At 63.0% G+C, this 22,004-nt stretch carries 16 protein-coding genes; 10 read left to right on the forward strand and 6 right to left on the reverse strand.

The window, feature by feature from the left end; translation table 11 throughout:
• Window positions 1-16 precede the first annotated feature (16 nt).
• Genes FKL89_RS07085 through FKL89_RS07115 form a run of 7 tightly spaced genes read left to right on the forward strand, consistent with a single transcriptional unit; the run spans window position 17 to window position 7,980 of the window.
• The gene (locus FKL89_RS07085) at window positions 17-1,036 is read left to right on the forward strand and encodes an SIS domain-containing protein (RefSeq protein WP_156862096.1); all 1,020 of its coding nucleotides are present in this window, start codon (window positions 17-19) and stop codon (window positions 1,034-1,036) included.
• 26 nt (window positions 1,037-1,062) lie between these two features.
• On the forward strand, window positions 1,063-1,947 hold the full coding sequence (locus FKL89_RS07090) for an N-acetylmuramic acid 6-phosphate etherase (protein ID WP_156864592.1): 885 nt from the start codon (window positions 1,063-1,065) through the stop codon (window positions 1,945-1,947).
• Window positions 1,944-3,140: an acyltransferase family protein gene (locus FKL89_RS07095; RefSeq protein ID WP_238363523.1), complete on the forward strand. Its 1,197-nt coding sequence runs from the start codon at window positions 1,944-1,946 to the stop codon at window positions 3,138-3,140. The genes FKL89_RS07090 and FKL89_RS07095 overlap by 4 nt, the downstream gene beginning before the upstream one ends.
• 2 nt (window positions 3,141-3,142) lie before the next feature.
• Window positions 3,143-4,738: a glycoside hydrolase family 10-like protein gene (locus FKL89_RS07100; RefSeq protein ID WP_238363524.1), complete on the forward strand. Its 1,596-nt coding sequence runs from the start codon at window positions 3,143-3,145 to the stop codon at window positions 4,736-4,738.
• A complete protein-coding gene (locus FKL89_RS07105) occupies window positions 4,735-5,712 on the forward strand; it encodes an N-acetylglucosamine kinase (RefSeq protein ID WP_156862098.1) in 978 nt (325 codons plus the stop codon). Before FKL89_RS07100 ends, FKL89_RS07105 begins: the two co-directional genes overlap by 4 nt.
• Window positions 5,709-6,575, forward strand: a complete 867-nt coding sequence (locus FKL89_RS07110; protein ID WP_272953735.1) for an N-acetylmuramoyl-L-alanine amidase — start codon at window positions 5,709-5,711, stop codon at window positions 6,573-6,575. Before FKL89_RS07105 ends, FKL89_RS07110 begins: the two co-directional genes overlap by 4 nt.
• Window positions 6,576-6,609: 34 nt before the next feature.
• Window positions 6,610-7,980, forward strand: a complete 1,371-nt coding sequence (locus FKL89_RS07115; RefSeq protein WP_162527430.1) for a serine hydrolase domain-containing protein — start codon at window positions 6,610-6,612, stop codon at window positions 7,978-7,980.
• 13 nt (window positions 7,981-7,993) lie between these two features.
• Here FKL89_RS07115 and FKL89_RS07120 read toward each other — a convergent pair whose 3' ends face one another.
• Both FKL89_RS07120 and FKL89_RS07125 read right to left on the reverse strand, forming a co-directional pair.
• Window positions 7,994-9,088, reverse strand: a complete 1,095-nt coding sequence (locus tag FKL89_RS07120; protein WP_156862100.1) for a S66 peptidase family protein — start codon at window positions 9,086-9,088, stop codon at window positions 7,994-7,996.
• 86 nt (window positions 9,089-9,174) lie between these two features.
• A complete protein-coding gene (locus FKL89_RS07125; RefSeq protein WP_156862101.1) occupies window positions 9,175-12,033 on the reverse strand; it encodes a TonB-dependent receptor domain-containing protein in 2,859 nt (952 codons plus the stop codon).
• Between the two features lie 339 nt (window positions 12,034-12,372).
• Between FKL89_RS07125 and dacB the strand changes: the two genes are divergently transcribed.
• The gene (gene dacB, locus FKL89_RS07130) at window positions 12,373-13,848 is read left to right on the forward strand and encodes a D-alanyl-D-alanine carboxypeptidase/D-alanyl-D-alanine endopeptidase (protein ID WP_162527431.1); all 1,476 of its coding nucleotides are present in this window, start codon (window positions 12,373-12,375) and stop codon (window positions 13,846-13,848) included.
• Window positions 13,849-13,880: 32 nt separating this feature from the next.
• Here dacB and FKL89_RS07135 read toward each other — a convergent pair whose 3' ends face one another.
• Window positions 13,881-14,522, reverse strand: a complete 642-nt coding sequence (locus tag FKL89_RS07135) for a M15 family metallopeptidase (RefSeq protein WP_156862103.1) — start codon at window positions 14,520-14,522, stop codon at window positions 13,881-13,883.
• Window positions 14,523-14,873: 351 nt separating this feature from the next.
• Here FKL89_RS07135 and FKL89_RS07140 point away from each other — a divergent pair, with 351 nt between their 5' ends.
• Entirely contained in the window at window positions 14,874-17,063 is a 2,190-nt protein-coding gene (locus tag FKL89_RS07140; RefSeq protein WP_156862104.1) for a DNA/RNA non-specific endonuclease, read from the forward strand.
• A 40-nt stretch (window positions 17,064-17,103) separates the two neighbouring features.
• Here FKL89_RS07140 and FKL89_RS07145 read toward each other — a convergent pair whose 3' ends face one another.
• Together FKL89_RS07145 and soxR are read right to left on the reverse strand one after the other, a co-directional pair.
• Window positions 17,104-17,607: a GNAT family N-acetyltransferase gene (locus tag FKL89_RS07145; protein ID WP_156864595.1), complete on the reverse strand. Its 504-nt coding sequence runs from the start codon at window positions 17,605-17,607 to the stop codon at window positions 17,104-17,106.
• Window positions 17,608-17,618: 11 nt separating this feature from the next.
• Window positions 17,619-18,125 (reverse strand): redox-sensitive transcriptional activator SoxR, encoded by a 507-nt coding sequence (gene soxR, locus FKL89_RS07150; protein ID WP_156862105.1) that lies wholly within the window; start codon window positions 18,123-18,125, stop codon window positions 17,619-17,621.
• 75 nt (window positions 18,126-18,200) lie between these two features.
• Between soxR and FKL89_RS07155 the strand changes: the two genes are divergently transcribed.
• Window positions 18,201-19,265, forward strand: a complete 1,065-nt coding sequence (locus FKL89_RS07155) for a questin oxidase family protein (protein WP_156862106.1) — start codon at window positions 18,201-18,203, stop codon at window positions 19,263-19,265.
• 109 nt (window positions 19,266-19,374) lie between these two features.
• On the opposite strand, the gene acnB is transcribed toward FKL89_RS07155, so the two are convergent.
• Window positions 19,375-21,972, reverse strand: a complete 2,598-nt coding sequence (gene acnB, locus FKL89_RS07160; RefSeq protein ID WP_156862107.1) for a bifunctional aconitate hydratase 2/2-methylisocitrate dehydratase — start codon at window positions 21,970-21,972, stop codon at window positions 19,375-19,377.
• Window positions 21,973-22,004 lie beyond the last annotated feature (32 nt).

Consider the following 22,004-nt stretch of genomic DNA (forward strand, 5'->3'; position numbering starts at 1 on the left):
CTCGGCAACATCGCTGATGCTGGCTGAAGCACAGTCAGCGCCGGACGTGGTTGCCCGCCTGCTGACGCAGTCGGGGCCGACCATCGATGCACTGGCGCAGCGCCTGGCGGGCGCGGGTGTTGCTGCTTGTGTGACGGTGGCGCGTGGCAGTTCGGATCACGCCGCGAGTCATTTTGCTTACCTGATGCTGGCGCGTGGTGGGTTGCTGACCAGTTCACTGCCGCCATCTATCGTGACTTTGCATCACGCGCCGTTGCGTGGTGATCGCCTCGCGGCCATCGCCTTTTCGCAGTCAGGCCAGAGCCCGGATCTGGTGCAGACCATGACTGCGCTCGGCGCCAGTGGTGCAGTAACGGCTGCGATGGTCAACGACCCGGCGTCACCGCTCGCGCTGGCGGTGTCGAATGTCGTTGATCTCTGTGCCGGTGCTGAGCGCAGCGTTGCCGCGACGAAAAGCTTCATCGCGCAACTGGTGGCCGGGCTGCGTCTTCACGCCGGGTGGATGGGCGACGACGTGCTGCAGCAAGCCATGCTGACGTTGCCGCAGACTCTGCGTGCGGGGTTGCAGGTCGACTGGTCGGCGGCAGTTGCATCGCTACGCAACGTTGACCGGCTCTACGTGATCGGGCGAGGCGCAGGCCTTTCCATCGCCGGCGAGATGGCGCTCAAATTCAAGGAGGTGTGCGGCATTCAGGCCGAGGCGTTCTCCTCGGCTGAAGTGCGGCACGGCCCGATGGCACTGGTCAACGCCGGCTATCCGGTGCTGGTGCTGGCGCCACGGGGAGTCGAGCAGCGCGGCTTGCATGAGCTTGCCAGCGAGCTGCACGATCGCGGTGCCAAGGTTCAATGCGTCGTCGCCGGCGATTTCGGTGTGCCTGCGGTGCCATCGTTGCCCACAGTTGCTGCTGCGCATGAGGCGCTCGACACGGTGTCGATGATCCAGAGCTTCTATCCGATGGTGGAGGCCCTGGCGCGCGCTCGCGGCCTCGATCCGGATCACCCGAAACATTTGAGCAAGGTGACGCGCACCCAATGAAGTCTGTACCGGGCAAGGCCAGGAAGCTGCTGTCAACCGAGCGGCCCAGTCTGGATCACACCGACCTCGATACCTATCCGGTGGACGAGCTGGTTGCCGCGTTGATCGATGATCAGGCCCGCGCCGCAGTCGCTGTGAAGCAGGCTCAGGGCGCAATCGCCCGTGCGGTTGAGGCTGCCGTGCCGAGAATTCGCGCCGGCGGACGCCTGATTTATGTTGGCGCTGGTACATCTGGCCGACTGGGGCTGCTAGACAGTGTTGAGCTTTACCCCACTTTCTCGTGGCCGTCGGAGCGGTCCATCGCGTTGCTTGCAGGCGGACAGGGCGCCGTGTACCGCGCGGTGGAGGGCGCCGAAGACAACGACGGGCAAGGGGCGGCCGACATTGAACGACTGCTACCCAACCGCAATGACGTGGCGCTGTTGCTCGCGGCATCGGGCAGCACGCCGTATGTGCTGGGCGCGATGCGGGCGGCGCGTGCAGCGGGGACGCTGACGATCGGTATGGCCAACAACCCGGAGTCACCGGTGTGCGCGCAGGCGGATATCGGCGTCACGCTCGATACCGGCCCGGAGGCGATCTCCGGTAGCACCCGTCTCAAGGCCGGAACCTCGCAAAAGATTGCGCTGAACGCTTTTTCGACGGCCTTGATGGTGCGTCTGCACAAGGTGTATGGCAATCTGATGGTGGATCTGGTGCCGACCAACGCCAAGCTGCTGGCGCGGGCCATCCGCCTGACTGCACTGGCGACCGGGGCAGACGAGGCTGCCTGTGAGACGGCGCTGAAGGCCTGCCGCTACCGGGTGAAAGTGGCGATTGTCATGATCCTGCTGGGGGTTGATGCTGATACCGCATTGCAACGGATCAACAGCAGCGATGGCGACGTGCGCACGGCGTTGAGGCGCGAGTGACATCCACTTTCGAATCGCCCGCGTTAGCCAGCGCTATACCAGCCAGCGACGGCGGACGACTGTACTCGCTTGACGCCCTGCGCGGGCTGACCGTCGCGGCGATGGTGCTGGTCAACAATCCCGGCGACTGGTCACACATTTATGCGCCACTGCGCCATGCTGCGTGGCACGGCTGGACCTTCACGGACACTATATTTCCTGCCTTTTTGTTCATCGCTGGCGTTTCAATGGTGATTTCTACCCACAGATCGCTGGCATCACATCGGTCGCCCACTGCGGTGCTGCTTGCGCTCTGGCGGCGCGGACTGATCATCGTGGCGATTGGCCTTGCGATCAATCTCGTGCCGGCGTTCGATCTCGCTACGTTGCGCTGGCCAGGTGTGCTGCAGCGGATCGGGGTTTGCATAATCATTGCTGCGCCACTGGTGCTCTGGTCGCGCTGGCGTGGGCTGGTTGGCTGGACGCTGGCACTGATGGTGACCTACTCGGTATTGATGCTGTGGGTGCCGGTGGCTGGCCCCGACGGTGCGGTCAGCCAGGGCTCGCTCGAAGCCGGGCGCGATACGGGGGCCTTTGTTGATCGCAGGTTGATGTCCGGGCACCTGTGGGCGCAGGCGAAGACCTGGGATCCGGAAGGCCTGCTTAGTACTCTGCCGGCGGCGGCAACGCTGTTGCTCGGCGCGCTCGCCGGACGTTTTTTGCTGACCAGACGGATGGATGGCGGCCGCACGCTGTTGCTGGCTGCTGCCGGTTTGGCGGCGGTCGGGCTCGGTGCCCTGCTGGATAGTTTTTTCATGCCGATCAACAAGTCACTGTGGACGCCTTCTTACGCCGTGTTCATGAGCGGCTATTCGGCGACCGCTCTAGCCGCCTGCTACTGGTTCGCCGATGGCTCCGGCAATGAGCGTCTTCGTCATCACGTGCGTACTTTGCTGTTGCCTTTCGTGATGTTGGGCGTGAATGCACTGGCGATCTTTGCCATGTCCGGGTTGATCGGGCGCTTGATCGGCACGCTCAAAGTCACGAGCGACGCTGGGCAATCAGTCACGATCAAGACGTGGATGTTCGGCGAGCTGAGCCGTTTGCTACTGTCTCCAGTCAACGCATCGCTGCTCTATGCCGGGTTGTTTGTCGCGTGCATGTTCGTGGCCGCATGGCTGCTCTGGCGCAAGCAAGTCATCCTCAAAGTCTGACGATGCTGCGTGTACTCCTCGCCGGGATCGCGCTGTTCGCACTGTCGGGTTGTGCGCTGATACCACCGGCTCCGGAGTACGTTGCTCCGCCTGCGCCGCGGGAATTCCGCGCCATCTGGGTCGCGACAGTCGCCAACATCGATTGGCCGAGCAAACCAGGCTTGCCAGTGGCGGTATTGCGTGAAGAAATGCAGCGCATCCTCACAACGGCGCGGCAATTGAAACTGAATGCCGTGATCCTGCAAGTCCGCCCGGCAGCGGATGCCATCTATCCGTCGCAGTTTGAGCCGTGGTCCGAGTACCTTTCGGGTCGTCAGGGCGAGGCGCCCGGCGATGGTTATGACCCACTCGCAGAATGGGTGACGGCCGCTCATGCGAGCGGCATTGAACTGCACGCGTGGTTCAATCCCTACCGTGCGCGGCATGCCAGCGCGAAATCACCACTGGCAGCGCAACATGTTGCCAATACCCATCCGCAGATCGTGAAGACTTATGGCGACATGCTCTGGATGGACCCCGGCGAAGAACAGGCTGCTGCCCGCACGCTTGCGGTGATCGCTGACGTGGTGCGGCGCTATGACGTCGATGGTGTACACATCGACGACTACTTCTATCCTTACCCGATCAAGGCAACGGGTGATCGGGCCGGGGATGAACTGCCTTTCCCCGATGAACCATCGTGGACGCGCTACCGGCAGCATGCAGGCCTGTTCGCGTGGCGCGACCGTGCCGACTGGCGGCGCAACAACGTCGATCGTCTTGTCCGTGATATCTACAGCGCCGTTCACGCCACCAAGCCGTGGGTGAAGGTGGGCGTTAGCCCGTTCGGCATCGGGCGCCCGGACCGACGGCCGGCGGGCATCGCAGGCTTCAGCCAGTACGACAAGCTCTATGCCGACGTGGAGCATTGGCTGCGGGCTGGCTGGCTCGACTATCTGGCACCGCAGCTTTACTGGCCGATTGACCGCGAAGCGCAGGCTTTCGCGGTACTGCTCACGTACTGGAGCAGCGAGAACTGGCGCGGGCGCCATCTCTGGCCAGGGCTCTTCACCAGCCGGATTGACGACAGCGAAAAGTCCTGGCAACCGGAAGAGATCCGCCAGCAAATCGCGTTGCAGCGCAGCTCAGGCGGGGCATCGGGCCACGTTCATTTCAGCGCGGCGGCACTGGTACAGAACCGGAAGGGTATCGCTGACGTGCTGGCGACGACGAGCTATGTTGGCACTGCCGTGGTGCCACCCACCCCCTGGCTGCGACCTGCTGGCAGCCGGCGGCTACCGGCACCGAGGGTCGAACTCACTTGTCCGTCAGTGACGCTGGCGCGTGACGATTCAGCCGCTTGCCGCGTTATCGTAAACACACCCGACGGCGATGCGGCGCCTGTGACCAATGTGGCTGCACTCTGGCTGCGCTATGGCAATGTCTGGCAGTTGCAGGCGACAGCGGTTGGCCGCGACGGCGCATCGATTCCCATTTCCCGTGACGGCGAAAAGATCAACCTTGTTGTCGCTCGACTGGTTGATCGGTATGGTCTGGAGGGGGCGGAGGCCGTGCAATCGGTGCCAGTGGCTGACCTTGCTGGTCGAGGCACGCAATGACTGCGCATCCAGCTGGACTCCCGTGCGCGCTTGGCCTCGACGTGGGAGGCACTGGCGCGCGCTGGATGTTGCTTGATGCCAAGGGCACCGTTGCCAGCGGCGTCGCGACCGGGTTTAGCGGAGCTCGCCTGCACACGGATGCAGGCCGTGCCGAGGTGCGCGCGCGCCTTTCCCGAATTTCGCAGATGGTCACCGAGCAGGCACCAGGACGGCGAATCCTCGGGCTGGTGGCGGGCGTGACCGGCGTCGGTAGCGGCAGTGCAGACATGGTGGCGATGCTGGCCACAATGTTCGCTGCGCCCGAAGCCGGCGTTCGGGTGGTCAGTGATGTTGAGATTGCCTATCGCGCCGCGTTCGCACCGGGCGAAGGCTATCTGGTTTACTCCGGTACTGGCTCCATCGCGGCGTTCATTGATGCTCAGGGCGTTCTGCATCGTGCTGGCGGGCGCGGTGTTGCGCTCGACGATGCTGGCGGTGGCTACTGGATCGCGCGTGAAGCACTGCGACGCCTCTGGCGGCGCGAGGACGAACGGCCCGGTGCATGGCGTGAGTCCCCGCTGGCACGCCGGCTGTTTCCGATCGTTGGCGGCGACTCTTCGATCAATGCCGCGCGCTTCCTGATGGAACGTGATCGCGGCGACATTGGCATGCTTGCCATCGATGTGGCTGCCTGTGCAGGTTCCGATACTGACCCGGATGCGGATGAAATTGCGTCGGCGATAATGGTTGACGCGGGTGCCGAGCTGGCGCGCCTGGCTAATGCCATGCTTGCGCGCTACGGTCTGCGACCCATTGTGGTTGCGGGTCGCGCCGCGCAACTGCATCGACTGATAGAGGTTGGTATGCGAAGCCATATCGCTGTGGAGGCTCAACTGACATTTCGCCACCTTGAATCACATCGTGCTGCCGCAGCTATGGCTCTGCAGATCGCAGCGTTGAACTCGCAGCCCCCATCAACGGAGAACAGGACATGACACCTTGCCCACATCGTATGACCACGGCGTTGCTGGTGGTCGCTGCACTGCTTGGTGGTTGTGCGACGGGCCTCAAGATCGACACCAGTCATACAGCGGTCGGACAGGACAGTCGCGTGCAGCATCTGGTGCTGCATTTCACGGCCGAGGATTTTCCGCGTTCGCTCAAGATATTGACTCAAGGGGCCGTCAGCAGCCACTACCTGGTGAGTGATCGACAGGGCGACAATGCGCCAAAGATCTATCGTCTGGTGGACGAGAGCCGTCGCGCTTACCACGCCGGCGTCAGTTCGTGGAAGGGAGCATCGTCACTGAATGCTAGCTCCATCGGCATCGAAATCGTCAATCGCGGCCCGCGCAAGGGGCCGAATGGCGTTGAGTTTGAGGATTTCGACGACGAACAGATCAATCTTGTCATCGAACTCTGTCGGCAAATCATCAAGGAGCATGCCATTCGTCCGGACCGCGTCGTGGGTCACAGTGACATCGCACCGACGCGCAAGAATGACCCGGGTCCGAAATTCCCATGGAAGCGATTCGCCGATGCAGGTTTGATTCTCTGGCCTGACGCCGCACTGGTGGCCCAGAAGCGGCCGACGTATGAGCAAAAGCTGCCTGAGGTGAAGTGGTTTCAGGAACGCATGCAGACACACGGCTTCCTGGTGCCGCAGCACGGTGAGCTTGACCGTGCAACGCGCGACGTGATCGCCGCCTTCCAGATGAAGTACCGCCCCGCTCGCTACGACGGTGAACCGGACGCCGAGACTGCGGCACTGGTGGACGCGCTGATCGTACAAGCGGCAAAGCTGGTGGCGCCGCCTGCGCGGCCGGCTACTTCCGGGGCTGAGGCAATGCGCAAGTAGTGGCTGGCTCATGTTGGCTGATGGCCCGCAAACAGTGACGACCAGACTCCTGCCCATCTTTGCTGCGCTGATGTTTGGGTTCACACCTGCCGGCTTGCCGGCAGCCTCACCCGCAAGCGAGCCGTGGCAGCCGAAACTCGACGCCGAGTTACAGGCGATCGCCGCGTCACCGACACATCCACTGGCCAGTCTGTCCGTGCTGGCAATTCGCAACGGTGAAGTCGTCTATCAAAGGCAATTTGGCCATCGCTACATCGATCCCGTTGATCCGTCGAAAAGCCGCCTTGCCAATGACGAGACGCTTTATCGAGTTGCCTCAATCTCGAAGCTGATCACCACCCTCGGTGTGATGCGCCTGGTGGAGGCAGGCAAGCTGCGGCTCGATGACGATGTCAGTCCTGCTTTGGGGTTTTCACTGCGTAACCCGGCATTTCCTGACGTACCGATCACGCTGCGGACACTGCTCAACCACACGTCCTCGCTACGCGATGATGCCGGGTATTACTGGGACGCCGGACAGAACGTTCATCTTCGTGATGTGCTGGCGCCCGGTGGGCGCCTGCATGGTGATGGCGCAATGTGGGACAAGCAGCATGCGCCCGGCACTTACTTTCAGTACTGCAATCTCGCATGGGGCGTGATAGGCAGCATCATGGAGCGCGCGACTGGCGAACGATTCGACCGCCTGATGAAACGTCTGGTACTGGATCCACTCGGGTTGCGCGGTGGCTTTCATCCGTTCGATCTCAGCGAAGCTGATCTGCAGAACGTGGCGACGCTGTATCGCAAGCGCTCAACGGTTGCTGGGCGGGAGATCTGGAACCCTTCCGGCCCCTGGATTGCTCAGGTAGATGACTATGTCAACGAGCGACCGGTTGCCCGTGCTGCCGCAGACTATGTCCCTGGCAGCAACGGCACCCTGTTTGGTCCGCAAGGCAATTGCCGGTTGTCGGCAGCGGGTCTCGGCCGCGTGATGCACATGCTGCTGGCACGGGGCCGCCTTGACGGCGCAGTTTTCCTGCGCGAGGACAGCGTCGCGCAGATGCTGAGGCAATCCTGGCGAGCTGAGGCGACAGGCAGTAATGGCCGATCAGATTTCGGCTCGCAGCGTGCACTGTTTCATGCCTGGGGGTTGGGCAACCAGCACTTCCTCGACGTTTCGGGGGACAACCGCGGTGACCGTCTGGTCGCTGACGGTGGATTTCGCGCTGTGGGGCATCTGGGGGATGCCTGGGGGTTGACGGCGGCGTTTGTGTTTGATGCCGGGTCCGGCAATGGTCTTGTCTATCTGATTGGTGGTCCCGGCTTTGATCCGACCACTTATCGCGGCAAGTATTCCGCCTTTGCGCGACACGAAGAACTAATACTGGACGCACTGCACCGTCGGGCGATATTGCGCCAGTAGTGGGGCCTCTTGATCAGTCGCGAGACGTGGCTGCTTCCAGGACGGTGACAGTAGCTGCCTGCGGATTGACTGTTGCGAGCGCACCGACAGGCAGCGTGTATTGGTGTGCAATGTGACCGAACGAGTAGCCGTACACCGACGCTATGTCCACCATGCCGATATGTTCGTCAATGGTTTCCGCCAGCGACAGCGATGTCTCGCCGTCGCGTGGTGAGCAATTGCGGAACACGCCGAGCATGATTCCGCCAGCATGCTCCAGCGCACCACCTTGGCGCAATTGCGTCAACATGCGGTCGATGCGGTAGGGGGCTTCGCCGATCTCCTCGAGAAACAGTAGCGCCCCGTTGAGCACTGGCGCGTAGGGCGTGCCGGCAAGAGCAGCGACGACCGACAGGTTACCCCCAGCCAGTCGCCCGTGCAGGGTGCCGCCTCGCAGCACACGGGCACGAAACTCCGCGTTGCGTTCACCTTGTGCCACATTCTCCGGCGCGAGTGACATCACGTGTTGCGGAGCGGCATCAAACAGCAGCGCCCGCAGGTGCGCGACCGAGAACTCCGAAAATGTGGACGATGCGACCGGGCCATGAAAGCAGACCAGACCGGCGTGCCGCACGACGGCTGCCGTCAACGCAGTGATGTCTGAATAACCGATGATGATCTTGCGTTGTCGGCGAATCAGGTCGTAGCGAAGATGTGGCAGCAACGATGCGCAGCCGGAACCGCCACGCAGCGCCCAGAGTGCGGTCACCTCGCGATGCTCCAGCAATGCGTGCAGGTCGGCCAGTCTTTCCCGCACCGTGCCGGCAAAATTGCCGTGGCGGGCGCGCAAGTGCGGCGCCAGCAACACGCGCAGTCCGATGGACTCGAGGTTGCGCACGCCTTTCTCGATCAGGGCGTCATCGACCACACCTCCGGGCGCCACTAGCGCGACCAGATCGCCAGTGCGTAGCGCGCGAGGCTTGACCAGCGACCGCAACGTATTTGCGGCGACCCGTGCAGTTGCAGCGCGTGCGGCGGAACTCACGGCGGTTGCCGCGCCCAGACCAACGCCCAGTCCGATGCCGAAGCGTCGGCGCTGGCGGTTGATCGAAGGCGATTCTGCGGTCATCAGGAAGGGTCAGGGCGTGTTAACACGCCCTGGTGCAAAAGAAAACGGGCGCGATGGCCGCGCCCGTTTCGGTTGAAGGCAAAGACTTACTTGAACGAGTAGGTAGCGCCCAGCACGTAAGAACGACCGCGGGGGTCGGCGATACGTGGCTCCCACGAACTACCAGCACCCGTGTTCGAATCGTATGCAGCGCTGAACGGCGGATCGGTGTTGAGCAGGTTTTTGATGCCGCCAGTGATCGCCAGATTCTTGATGCCGGTGTAGGTAAGCATCAGGTTGTAGGTGATCCATGCCTTGACATTCGGGCTCCAGTTCGGAGGCACCACCGTGCCATTGGCGACGCCCGGCAGCACGGCATCCTTATAGCCGCCCGAGTAGATCTGCGTCAGTGTGCCACTCCACGGGCCCTGCACATAGTTGAACGAAGCGGCGTGCTTCCAGCGCACCGGTACGTCAGCCAGGCGGCTGAAGGTACCGACTTCGTTGGGGCCGAAACCGGTGGACGCCAGGATGCGCGACTTGCGCTCGATCAGGTAGGTGCCGTCGATGGACGCTGTGAACTTGCCTTTCCAGAGATTTCCGGAGGCACGTGCGCCAACTTCGATGCCCTTGGTGATCGTTTCACCAGCGTTGATCCAGCGGGTGTCGATCGATACGAGATTGCCCGACGCGTCGCGGATGAAGCGGTCCGGGAACAGCCCCGCATTGGCGACGATCGTGGTCAGACTCAGTGACTGGATGGTGCCGTCACGGCGGATGTCCCAGTAGTCGACGTTACCGCTCAGCCAGTTGGTCGGCGCGAACACGATACCCAGCGAGCTCTGCTTCGACTTTTCCGGGCCAAGATCGGGCTTGCCGCCGGAGAGAATGGTCGGCGTAATTGACGCGCAGCCAGTGGCGGTGCTGACAATCAGGGTGGGGCACTTGGCCGGGTCGACCAGATCCTTGCCGGAGTAGGGAGACTCGGTGATGCCAAAGAAAAGCTGACTGAAGGTCGGCACCCGGAAGCCGGTGCTGTACGAGCCACGGAAGAGAACTTCCTGAACCGGTGCGAAACGGAAGGTCACTTTCGGGTTGGTGGTACCGCCGAAGCCGGAGTAGTTGTCGTGCCGTACCGAGCCTGTCACTTCGAGCGACTTGGTGACCGGGACCAGCACCTCTGCGTAGGCCGCGCGGACGTCACGCTTGACGCCATTGAGATTATTCACCGCATCGAACGGAGCGTTGAAAATATTGTTGCGTACGGCTAGATCAGTTTCGGTACCGTTGAAGCGGTATTTCTCCTGCCGGATGTCAACACCCACGGCAGCCATCACGTCGCCGGCTGGCAGTTTGAATACCGGCCCGGATGCCGAGAAGTCGCCCTGATTGGTCGTGTACTTGCCACCGTACAGCACCGTGCCGGTCGCGGAGGCAGCGGCCAGCGCGGCCATCGCTTCGGCGGACTGGCTTTGGCCGGCCAGCAGGAACGGGTTCAGCAGACCTGAACGGAGCAGCGGGACGAACTTGTCGTTGAAGTAATAGCCGCCGGCGAGTGTCGAACGGGTATCGCTGTTGGCCTGGGAGAAGCCGAACTTGTAGTCCCACGACTTGAAGGTGCCCTCGCCGCCGATCAGGTAGCGATCAGTCTTGGCCGAGGTCTCGATTTCACGCGGGCCACAGGGCATGCAGCGCCAGCGGTAGGCGATGCCCTGACCGCGGTTTTCCTCGATGGTGGGGAACAGTGCCACCAGTGCATTGAACACCTGGTTGTAGGCCGATCCCGTGCTGGGATAGAGCAGATTGAACAGCGGACTGGTGCTTGAGGTGCTGCTGCTGATCTGGTTGGCCGAGAAAGTCTTGCGGGACTTCACATCCGCAGCAATCGCCTCGCCGAACAGCGTCAGCGAATCGTTGATCTTGAACGTCACGCGACCCACGGCGTTGGTGTTTTCCACCGGTTGTTGCAGCACCGCCGCACGGCCGGTATCCCAAGCGCACCCCCATTTGGCAGCGGGCGTCGCCCACAACAGTTCGTCGTAAGCAGCCATACCATCAATGGAGGAGCAACCGGCCTGGCCAGGCAGATCAAGCGGGTTGATACCGTTCATCGCCACCGTGGTGCCCGGTTGCGTAGGCCCGGTACCGTTGACCAGCGCTCCGGCGGCGTTGCGCGAACTGAGTACGGTGCGGACGCTACTGATGGCGAAGACAGTGGCGTACGGCGTGCCACGGGTGTCAACCGACAGGCCGCGATCCGGCTGGAAGGTATTGACGAAATCGCGCTGGTCGCCGCGCAGCGCCTGGCTGCGGCTGTGCGCGACCGAAGCCATCACGTTGTAGCCGTCTTTGGCAAGGTCACCGAAGCCCGCCACCACCGAGGCGCGGATGACGTTGCCACCACCTTGTTCGGTAGTGTCGGTAACGCCTTGCACCGAGACGCCGGTGAAGTCACGACGCAGGATGAAGTTGATCACGCCGCCGATGGCGTCGGTGCCGTACAGCGATGATGCGCCGTCTTTCAGCACTTCAATGCGATCGACTGCAGCCAGCGGAATCGAGTTGAGATCGACCACGCCGCCGTTAAGACCGTGCGACGCCACGCGGCGGCCGTTAAGCAGCACCAGTGTTGCGTTCGAGCCCTGGCTGCGCAGGTTGGCGGCCGAGATGCCGTTGTTGCCGCGGTTCGAGCCGGCGGCGACGTCGGCGTTGCTGGCCAGGTTGTCCATGCCGTTGCCGTTAACCGACAGCGTCTGCATCAATTGCTCGACGGTGGAAATGCCGGAACGATCCAGCTCGGCGCGGGTGATGACCTGCACTGGCAGTGCTCCTTCGGCCTGCACGCGCTTGATGCTGCTCCCGGTGATTTCCACGCGCTCGACCTTCGCGGGCTGCGCGTCCTGGGCGAATGCCGGTCCGGCAATGAGGGCCAACGACACACACTGTGCAATTTTCTTGAGTTTCACGATTACCCCTGTTCCCTGTTCTCTACTACTGGCGCGCTGCTCATGTGAGCGTAGCTGCGCCCCCTGGCTATTTCCTTGATTGCAGTCCGCTGCGGCGAAATTGCTGGCGTGCGAGGGCTTCGTTGGCCGCAAAATCGCGCTGCGCTGATCGCAGATCGCTATGCGATTCATTATCGCCCGTCAAATCGGGCTGGTGTCAATCCGTAAGTTCCGATTTGCAGTTGATGTGCCGGGCTTTGACACAATTGGTACGGTTGTGATCGGGCCAGTGGACTGGTCCGCACCGTATTGCTGATTTCGATGCCCGACTTTTTCACTCTTTTCTGGCCGCGACCCCGCTTGCAGCTAGTCGCTTCCGTGCTGGCGACACTGCTGCTGTCGTCCGTCAGCGCACAGACGCCCGCCGAGGTGAGCCGGCTGATGGCCGCTGCCGGGCTGCCGGCCGATGCACTCGCTTTTGTTGCACTGCGTGTCGACAACGGCGAAGTGGTTGCCTCCCGCACACCGGCGCGCCCGATGCAACCGGCGTCGACCATGAAGCTGTTGACCGCGGCCGTAGCGCTGGACCGCCTCGGGCCGGCCTGGCGCAGTCGCAGCGACCTGGTCGCCGATGGCATGGTGACCGGCGACGTACTGCATGGCAATCTGCTGCTGCGCGGGTACGGCGACAGCGATCTTGACGCTGATGCGTTGCGCCGCATGCTGCAGCGCGTCCGTGATCGCGGCATCCGCGAGATTCGCGGCGACCTTCTGCTGGTACGCGACTGGTTCTCGCCGCCGCGGCCCGACCTCGGCGTGCCGCCGTTCGACGAGACGCCGGAGTTTCGCTACAACGCTATTCCCGACGCGATCTTCCTGAACAGTAATCTGCTTCAGATTGATCTGGTCGCCGACGCCACTGGCGTTCGCCTGCGCAGTACACCGGCGCTTCCCGGGGTGTCGCTCAGGGGTGAGTTCACGCTCGTCGAGCGGCGCTGCGAGGATTGGGAGGATGGCTGGCAACTGCCGCGAGTCGTTCGTGCCGCCAATGGCGACATTGAAGTTCGGCTGGGCGGTGAATTTCCGAAGGACTGCATTGCCAGCACCCAGATCAATGTGCTGGACCGTACCGACTTCGCCGACCGGTTGTTCCGGGCGCAATGGCGTGAACTCGGCGGCAGCTTCAGTGGCGTCGTGCGGGAAGCTTCGGCGCCGACTGCGGCAACCAAATTACAGATGTTGGCCGACCACCGGTCGCGCCCGCTGTCTGAAGTGCTGCGCGATATCAACAAGCGCTCCGACAATCCCATTACGCGGCTGACCTTTCTGGCGCTGGCGGATCGCGTGGCGCCGGAGCGCGCAGCAATGGCAACTGCTGCCAATGCCGAGGTGACCGTGCGGCACTGGTTGCGCGGGGAACGCATCGACGATGCCGGGCTGGTTCTCGACAACGGCTCGGGTCTGTCCCGCAGCGAAAAGATCAGCCCGATGCAGCTGGCGCAGGTGGTGCGGGCTGCCGCGCGCAAGCCGTGGGCGCCGGAGTTCATGGCCAGCCTCCCAGTAGCCGGTATCGACGGCGGCATGCAGCGGCGACTTGCCAGCCCCGCGTTGACCGGACGTGCCCGGCTGAAGACCGGCACGCTGCGCGACGTCACCGCGCTCGCCGGCTATCTGCCCGATCAGGACGGCAATGTGCTGGTTGTCGCCGCCATGCTCAATCACGACAACGCGAAATCAAAGATCTCGCGGCCAATTCTCGATGCGCTGATGCTGGCGCTGGCCAGTGGATACGGTGGCCAGCAGATTGCCGACGGGCCGCGCGGCGTTGGGCCTTAAGCGCCGGTTCGCGTCAGTCGGCGCCTGCCGTTTCATAGCACTCGCGCGTATTCGCGCCGTACGTGCACGCGGTCGCCACAGTCGAAGTGCCACCACTCATGGCTGATGCCGCGAAAGCCAGCGTGCGTCATTGCTGCGCGGAGCAGGGCGCGATTGGCGATCTGCTGCTCGTCGAGTTGGCCGGCAGCCAGAAACCTCTCCTCGAGCGCCGGGTGTGACAGTTCACTCAGGTCGTCGAATCCGGTGCCCATGTCGAACTCTGCACCATCGTCATCGATCAGCGTGACGTCGACCGCCATGCCAAACGAATGGATCGATCCGCGTTCCGGCGGCGCCAGATAGCCAAGCAGCGGCGTGCCCTGCAATGCTGCCCAGAGCGCCTCCTGCACGCGTTGCGGGCGCAGGGCGTCGAGCACGAGCAGGCGTGAGCCGGTGCGTTGCGCGGCCAGCCAGCTGGACGCGCTGGCGAGCGCTTCGGCGGCGTCACGGTGCAGCCACGCGCAGTCGAGCGGCGTGTAGAGATCGCGGCCAGCGAAGTTATTCGCGGTGGCGTAGCGAAGGTCAATCGCGATGCCGGAGATCGTCGTCAGGTGGCGGAAATCGTCGTGGCCGGCGATTTGTTCACACGGGATGGCCGGTACGGCCTCGGCAAGCAGGACTTCAGAAGAGCTCATGGCGATGATTATCGATAGCCGAGCCGGATCGTACGCCAGCTATTCAGCTTTTTTGTAAAAGCCTCGCTGGAAAAGGGACCAAACAGGAAAAAGACTGCAAGTCGACTTTGCAGCTTTTCACTCCTGGAGCCCATATTGAATAACGCTTTGGACGAAAAGATGAGCCACCGTGTCGGTCGTCAACGGACGTTCCTGGCGATGCCGAGCGGTTGTGCCGTGCGGTGAAATCAGCGAACTGCTACCCACTGGCGCAGTGTTTCGGTCATCAACGTCTGTTACTTTGCGGCATCAGGCGCAGCATAAGCGCTCGGCACGTGACCGGAGGACACCACATCAGGTTTGGAGTCCACCATGATGAAAGTTGCCACCGAGCAGCACATCGACAAACTAATCACCGAGTCCGCCGACGAGCGCAAACGTGTGCGCCGGCTGGTGGCGTCGGGGCGCTGGCGTGACGCCGAGCCCGACGCCGATCGCAGCCGCGCCTTTGCCGCGCGCGGCGTCAAGCGCAGCGTGGTACCGGCAGCCGGCGCCGAGGCGATTGTCGGCAGCACCATCGACTACCAGCCGGTGAGCTTTTTGAGTGAGGGCGCCACGGTGCGCCGCGCAGTGGCCTACGTCGAGATCAACACACCGGTGTCGCATGCCTCCGGGTCCGGTTTCCTGATGGGCGAGGACCTGTTCATCACCAATCAGCACGTCATTGCCGATGCCGCTGCCGCGCATTCGGCGGTGCTGATCTTCGACCGCGAGATGGACGAACGCGGCCAGCCGCGCGCCACCACGACGTTCCGACTCGATCCCGACGCCTTTGCACTGTTCTCGCCGGAGGATGACCTCGACTATGCGGTGATCGCCGTGGGTAGCCGGATCGCTGGCAGTGCGACGCTGGACGAAATGGGCTGGTGCGCGCTGTCCGACACGCCAGACCGTCACGTTATCGGCATGCCCGTCAATATCATCCAGCACCCGAATGGCTGGCCCAAGACCGTTGCCCTGCGCAACAACACGCTCACCTATCGTACCGACCGCGCGCTGCTCTATGAAACCGACACCGAGCCCGGGTCCTCCGGCTCGCCGGTGTTCAGTGATGGCTGGGACGTGGTGGCTTTGCATCACTATGGTTCGCCGTTCCTGAGCGCTGCCGACACGCCGGATGCGGCTCGCACGGTGGTCAACGAAGGCGTTCGCATCAGCGCCATCGTGCGTGATCTGAAAGCGCGGTCCAGCGCTCTGCCGGCTGCACAAGCGCAGCGACTGATGGCCGCGCTCGCGCTTGCTGACAGTCAGGCTGCAGCGGCGGGCGGCCACCAGCTCGGGCCACCACGACCGGGCCGTGGGGAGTCGCCCCCGACCGAGAACTTGCCGTTGCCAACGGCGCCGCATGCCGCGAATTCCGCGTCTGTTCGCGCTTCCACGCCATCCGCCAACCCTCAAGGAGCATCCGCCATGAATGCCACCAATCCAGACGGCAGTGTGACCGTCACCGTTCCGCTGGAAATCACCGTGCGTCTGGCGTCCGGCGCCGTACCGTCGGCAGCCGCATCTGTCGGTGCTGCGCTTGCTGCCGCAGGTGCCGGGCCGGTGCGGACGCTTACCCGCGCCAGCGAGGCGGTCAAGGTGGATGCCGACTACGACAATCGTCGCGGCTATGACGAAGCCTTCATCCCCGGCAACGTCGTTGCCTTGCCGGTAATGGCAGCCAGCCTGCGCCGCGAAATTGCACCGTTGCGCGGCAACGAGGCCGGCGCTTCCAGCGGGCTGCTGCGCTACGAGCACTTCTCGCTGGTGCTGCACAAGACGCGACGGATGGCCATCTTCACCGCGACGAATATCGATGGCGCCACCTATCTGAGCGTTGATCGGCAGAGCGGGCAGGTGGGCGATTCCGAGGGTGAAAAGTGGTTCAAGGACACCCGTGTCAGCGATGCCTACACCCTGAATCAGGACTTCTATTCGGGATGGTCGGACTACTTCGACCGCGGTCACTTGACGCGACGGACCGACCCGACGTGGGGCACTGCCGCTGAAGCGGAGCGCGCCAACGCCGACACCTTCCACTTCGCCAATTGCTCGCCGCAGCACTTCCGCTTCAACCAGACGGCCAAGTTCTGGCAGGGCGCCGAGCGCTTCGTGCTGGAGAACGGCTTGCTCGCCAGCGAATCCGGCAAGCGCATTTGCGTGATCCAGGGGCCGATCTTCAACGACACCATCGACCTCTGGGCGGACGATGTGCAGATTCCATCGTCGTTCTTCAAGGTCGTTGTCTGGCGCGGCGCGGCCGGCCTGAAAGCAGTAGGAATGATCGTCGACCAGCTGGCCTTGATGTCGGAGACGCGCAAGGCGCTCAAGCCGCCAGCGCAGCTTGCCGGCGTAGACGTATCGCAATGGCGGGTGGCCATTCCGGTGATCGAACAGCGCACCGGGCTCGACTTTGGCGACGCCGTACGCGGCGCTGACACCATCGCCAGCAGCACGCAGCCAAACGTCGGCGCGGAGCGTGCCGTGCTGATGCGGGATATGGCGGATTTGTTGCGTTGAACCTGGGTACCCAGTGCCTCACCATGCATCCCGGCGATGCTCAGGGCGTTGATGGTGGCAACGCGGCCACCATCAGGTGGTAGCCGCTGCGAAGTTCCACCTTGCGGAACCCGCAGGATTCGTACATGTACTGCGCCGGGTTCTGCAGATGCACGGTGAGTGACACCTGCCGGTATCCAGCTGCGCGTGCCGCAGCCAACGCCGCCAGCATCAGCGGACGACCGTAACCGCGGTGCTGCCATTCAGGCTCGAGTGCGATGCCCAATTGTGGCGTCGCTTCATCTACAAACGCGAATCCGATGCTGGGTGGACAACAGCGCATCCAGCAGGCACCCGCGTCTGCGCTGTCCACCTGCGCCACGACGCCGACGTCACCGGCACGCCCCCAATCCTCGGCATAGATGCGCACGCCAGGCGCCTGCAACAGTTCAATCGGGCGCAGCCCCGCTGGTGGCGGATCCCAGAGCGCGATGTGCAGCCAGTGCCAGAGTTTGGCCTGATCGGCGGGCACCAGCGGACGGAAAATGGGCGGAGTGCTGGCCATTGTTTGCTCAGTCATTTGCGTTGCGCTGGTGTAGCGGCTTGACCAGCTTGCTGGCTGTCAGTGACAACAGACGACCATGAATCGCCGAGAAGATACCGCGCTCCCGCCCCCCGCGCCGCTGCCGCGTCCTTCGGGTTGTATAGCGCACAGGCTTTCATCGACAGGCAACCGCAGCCGATGCAACTGTCCAGTTTGAGACGCAACCGTTGCAGTGCGGCGATCTGGGCATCAAGCCGTGGCCCCCAATCCCTGGCGAGGCGCGACCAGTCGGCTTTGGTTGGCGTGCGGCCATCGGGCAGCGTTGCCAGCGCTGCCCTGATGTCCGGCAATGCCAACCCCACCGCTTGCGCGGCCCGGATGAAGGCGATCCTGCGCAGCGTGTCCCGCGCGTACTGGCGATGCCCGCCAGCGCTGCGGCGCCCGCTGATGAGGCCCTCGGTTTCGTAAAAGCGCAACGTACTGGCCGCGACGCCGGCCCGTGTGGCAACGTCACCTATGGTGATCCAGGGCTTTTCCATGGCATTTTCTTCTTGACTTGAAGTTAACTTTAACTTCTACGATTCATTTCATCAAGTCGGACGGAACAATGAATCATGGACTACCTCCTCGCAACCAGCCAGGGCCTCGCGCGGCAACTCGATGGCTGCATGGCGCACGACGCCGAATACAACCACGGGCTCAGCGATCACTTGCCCATGCTGCTGCATTCAATGCATGCGCTGGGTGCCACTGAAAGTCGGCTGCAGGAATACGCAAGCAGCTACGCCACCCGGCTCGAACCCCGACGCGTCATTCCGATGGATACGGGTGATTGGCTGGCACTTCGCGGTCAGCTTGATGCATACCATGCGCTGTCAGCGATGTTCGTGCAGCGAATCGCAGTCGCCGGGCGCGACAGTGTATTGCGGGACGCTCTGCCACGCCTGATGCCTGGCGTTGGCGCCGGTGCCTTTCATGGCCTGATTCGTTGCGGACATGCGCTGGCGGCGCGGCACGACGGCGAACTTGCCAACGGCCTGGCCTACTGGGCCGCAGCCTGGTTGCCGCTGATGCCCAGCGCTGACGCAGACGAGGTACGGCGGCCTTTGCCATCGCCTTCACTCGACCTTGCCAGCTGGACAAGGTGTGCACATGATCTGCGTACCGCGCTGGACACCGAGCAACCGCGAATCACCTTGCGCATGAAGGCGTGGTCAGCGGCGCCGCAGTTCCCGGTACTGGCATTCGCACTACGCACCAACGACGATACTCTCCGGGACATTGCCCGCTTGGCGGCAACGGTGTACGCCCAAACCGGCAACTTCACGGTGATGCACATGGTGACATCGGCACACGCATTGTTGGCGCTAGGGCCGTGGTTCGACGACGTGAAGCTCGCCACGCGCTGGTTTGGTGTCGCGTTACTGGCAGCGCTGCGTGCCGCCCGGCTTACGCGGCAGCAAATTGATACCAGCCTCGTCACCATGAATGACGCTGACGCCATCAGCGCCCTGCCGGTGCTGCCATGGAACGAGCTCGCCGCGGCAGCAATCGCCAGCGGTGACGATCACGCAGCGAAGATCGTCTACTCGAGTCGGGCGCTGTTCGAGATGTTCGGTGATGCCGCTTTCCACGCCGCAGCAACGCAGGGGATGCTGACGCAGACGCGCCCGGATTGAACGACAGCATCGCCGTATCGCATTCACAAAAGAAACGGCTCCCGAAGGAGCCGTTGTATGTCGGAACCAGCGATTCCGGGTGGATCGCCAGCCCCGTAAGCCGCCAGCGTTACGCGGCGACCGATTCCGCCCGCTCAACGAAATCCGGCATTTCGTTGAAGTTCATGTAGCGGTAGATCTTGCTGCCGTCAGCGTTGATCGCGGCGGCGTCGGCGAGGTATTCCGCCTTGGTCGGGATGCGACCTAGCTTGGAACATACTGCCGCCAGTTCGGCGCTGCCGAGGTAGACGTTGGTGTTTTTGCCGAGGCGGTTCGGGAAGTTGCGCGTGCTGGTGGACATCGCGGTGGCGCCTTCCTTGATCTGTGCCTGGTTACCCATGCACAGTGAGCAGCCGGGCATTTCCATGCGGGCGCCGGCGGTGCCGAAGGTGTTGTAGTGACCTTCTTCCGTCAACTGGTTGGCGTCCATCTTGGTCGGCGGTGCCACCCACAGTTTGGTCGGCAGATCGCGCTTGCCTTCGAGCAGTTTGGCAGCGGCGCGGAAGTGGCCAATGTTGGTCATGCAGGAGCCAATGAACACTTCATCGATCTTGGCGCCAGCCACGTCGGAGAGCGTCTTGGCGTCATCCGGATCGTTCGGGCAGCAGACGATCGGTTCGGTGATCTCGTCGAGGTTGATCTCAATAACCGCCGCGTACTCGGCGTCGGCGTCGCCCTTGAGCAATTTCGGGTTGGCAAGCCAGTCTTCCATCGCCTTGACGCGACGGGCGATTGAGCGTGCGTCCTGGTAGCCGTCGGCGATCATCGCCTTGAGCAGCACGATGTTCGACTTCAGGTACTCAACGATAGGTGCCTCATTGAGGGCAACCGTGCAGCCCGCAGCGGAACGTTCTGCAGAGGCATCAGCCAGCTCGAATGCCTGCTCGATCTTGAGATCGGGCAGCCCTTCGATTTCGAGGATGCGGCCGGAGAAGATGTTCTTCTTGCCCTGCTTGGCAACGGTCAAATGGCCTGCCTTGATGGCGTACAACGGGATGGCGTGCACGAGGTCACGCAGCGTGACGCCGGGCTGCATCTTGCCCTTGAAGCGAACCAGCACCGATTCCGGCATGTCGAGCGGCATCACGCCGGTCGCCGCCGCGAAGGCGACAAGGCCGGAGCCCGCCGGGAACGAAATGCCGATCGGGAAGCGGGTATGGCTATCGCCGCCGGTGCCGACCGTATCGGGCAGCAGCATGCGGTTCAGCCACGAGTGGATGATGCCGTCGCCCGGGCGCAGCGCGATGCCGCCGCGCGTCGAGATGAATTGCGGCAGCTCGTGATGCATTTTCACGTCCACCGGCTTCGGGTAAGCCGCCGTGTGGCAGAACGACTGCATCACCAGATCCGAGGAGAAGCCGAGGCAGGCGAGGTCTTTCAGCTCGTCGCGTGTCATCGGGCCGGTGGTGTCCTGCGAGCCGACCGAGGTCATCTTCGGTTCGCAGTAGGTGCCCGGACGCACGCCCTTGCCTTCCGGCAGGCCGCAGGCGCGACCAACCATCTTCTGTGCCAGCGAGAAGCCCTTGCCGCTGTCGACGGGTGCCTGCGGCAGGCGGAACAGGGTGGATGCGGGCAGACCAAGCGCTTCGCGCGCCTTGCTGGTGAGACCGCGACCAACGATCAGAGGAATGCGGCCGCCAGCGCGGACTTCATCGAGCAGCACCAGGCTCTTCAGCTCGCTTTCGGCGATGGTTTTGCCGTCCTTGCTGGCGGTGACTTTGCCGGTAGCGTGATCAATGGCGAGCTCCACCGTGTCGCCCATGTTCATCTGCGAGACATCGATCTCGACCGGCAACGCGCCGGCATCTTCCATCGTGTTGTAGAAGATTGGTGCGATCTTGCCGCCGAGGCACACGCCGCCGAAGCGCTTGTTCGGGATGAACGGAATATCTTCGCCGGTGAACCAGAGCACGCTGTTGGTCGCCGACTTGCGTGAGGAGCCGGTGCCCACGACGTCACCGACGTAGGCAACGAGGTTGCCCTTGGCGCGCAGGTCCTGGATGAACTTGATTGGGCCGCGCTTGCCGTCTTCTTCGGGGGTGATGCCGGGGCGGGCATTCTTGAGCATCGCCATTGCGTGCAGCGGGATGTCCGGGCGGCTCCATGCGTCCGGCGCCGGCGACAGGTCGTCGGTGTTGGTTTCGCCGGTGACTTTGAGCACGGTGATCTTGATCGACTTCGGCACTTCCGGGCGGCTGGTGAACCACTCGGCGTCGGCCCAGCTTTGCAGGACTGCCTTGGCGTTGGCATTGCCCTTGTCGGCCTTTTCCTTGACGTCATGGAACTGGTCGAACATCAGCAGCGTTTTCTTCAGGCCATTGGCAGCAATCGCGCCCACCGCGGCGTCGTCGAGCAGGTCTACCAGCGGCGAAATGTTGTAGCCGCCGAGCATGGTGCCGAGCAGTTCAGTCGCTTTTTCGCGCGAGAGCAGCGGCGTTTTCTCGGTGCCGTGGGCAACGGCAGCGAGGTAGCTGGCCTTGACCTTGGCGGCGTTGTCTACACCCGCCGGCACGCGATTGCTGATCAGGTCAACGAGGAAGTCACCTTCGCCAGCCGGCGGGTTCTTGATCAGCTCGATCAGCTCGGCGACCTGCTTGGCGGTCAGCGGCAGCGGCGGCACGCCGACGGCAGCGCGTTCGGCAACGTGTTTGCGGTAGTCAACTAGCATGGTGGTCTCCTGCAATGGGTAAGTAACTCGGA

The sequence above is a fragment of the Casimicrobium huifangae genome (assembly GCF_009746125.1).
Classification (GTDB): domain Bacteria; phylum Pseudomonadota; class Gammaproteobacteria; order Burkholderiales; family Casimicrobiaceae; genus Casimicrobium; species Casimicrobium huifangae.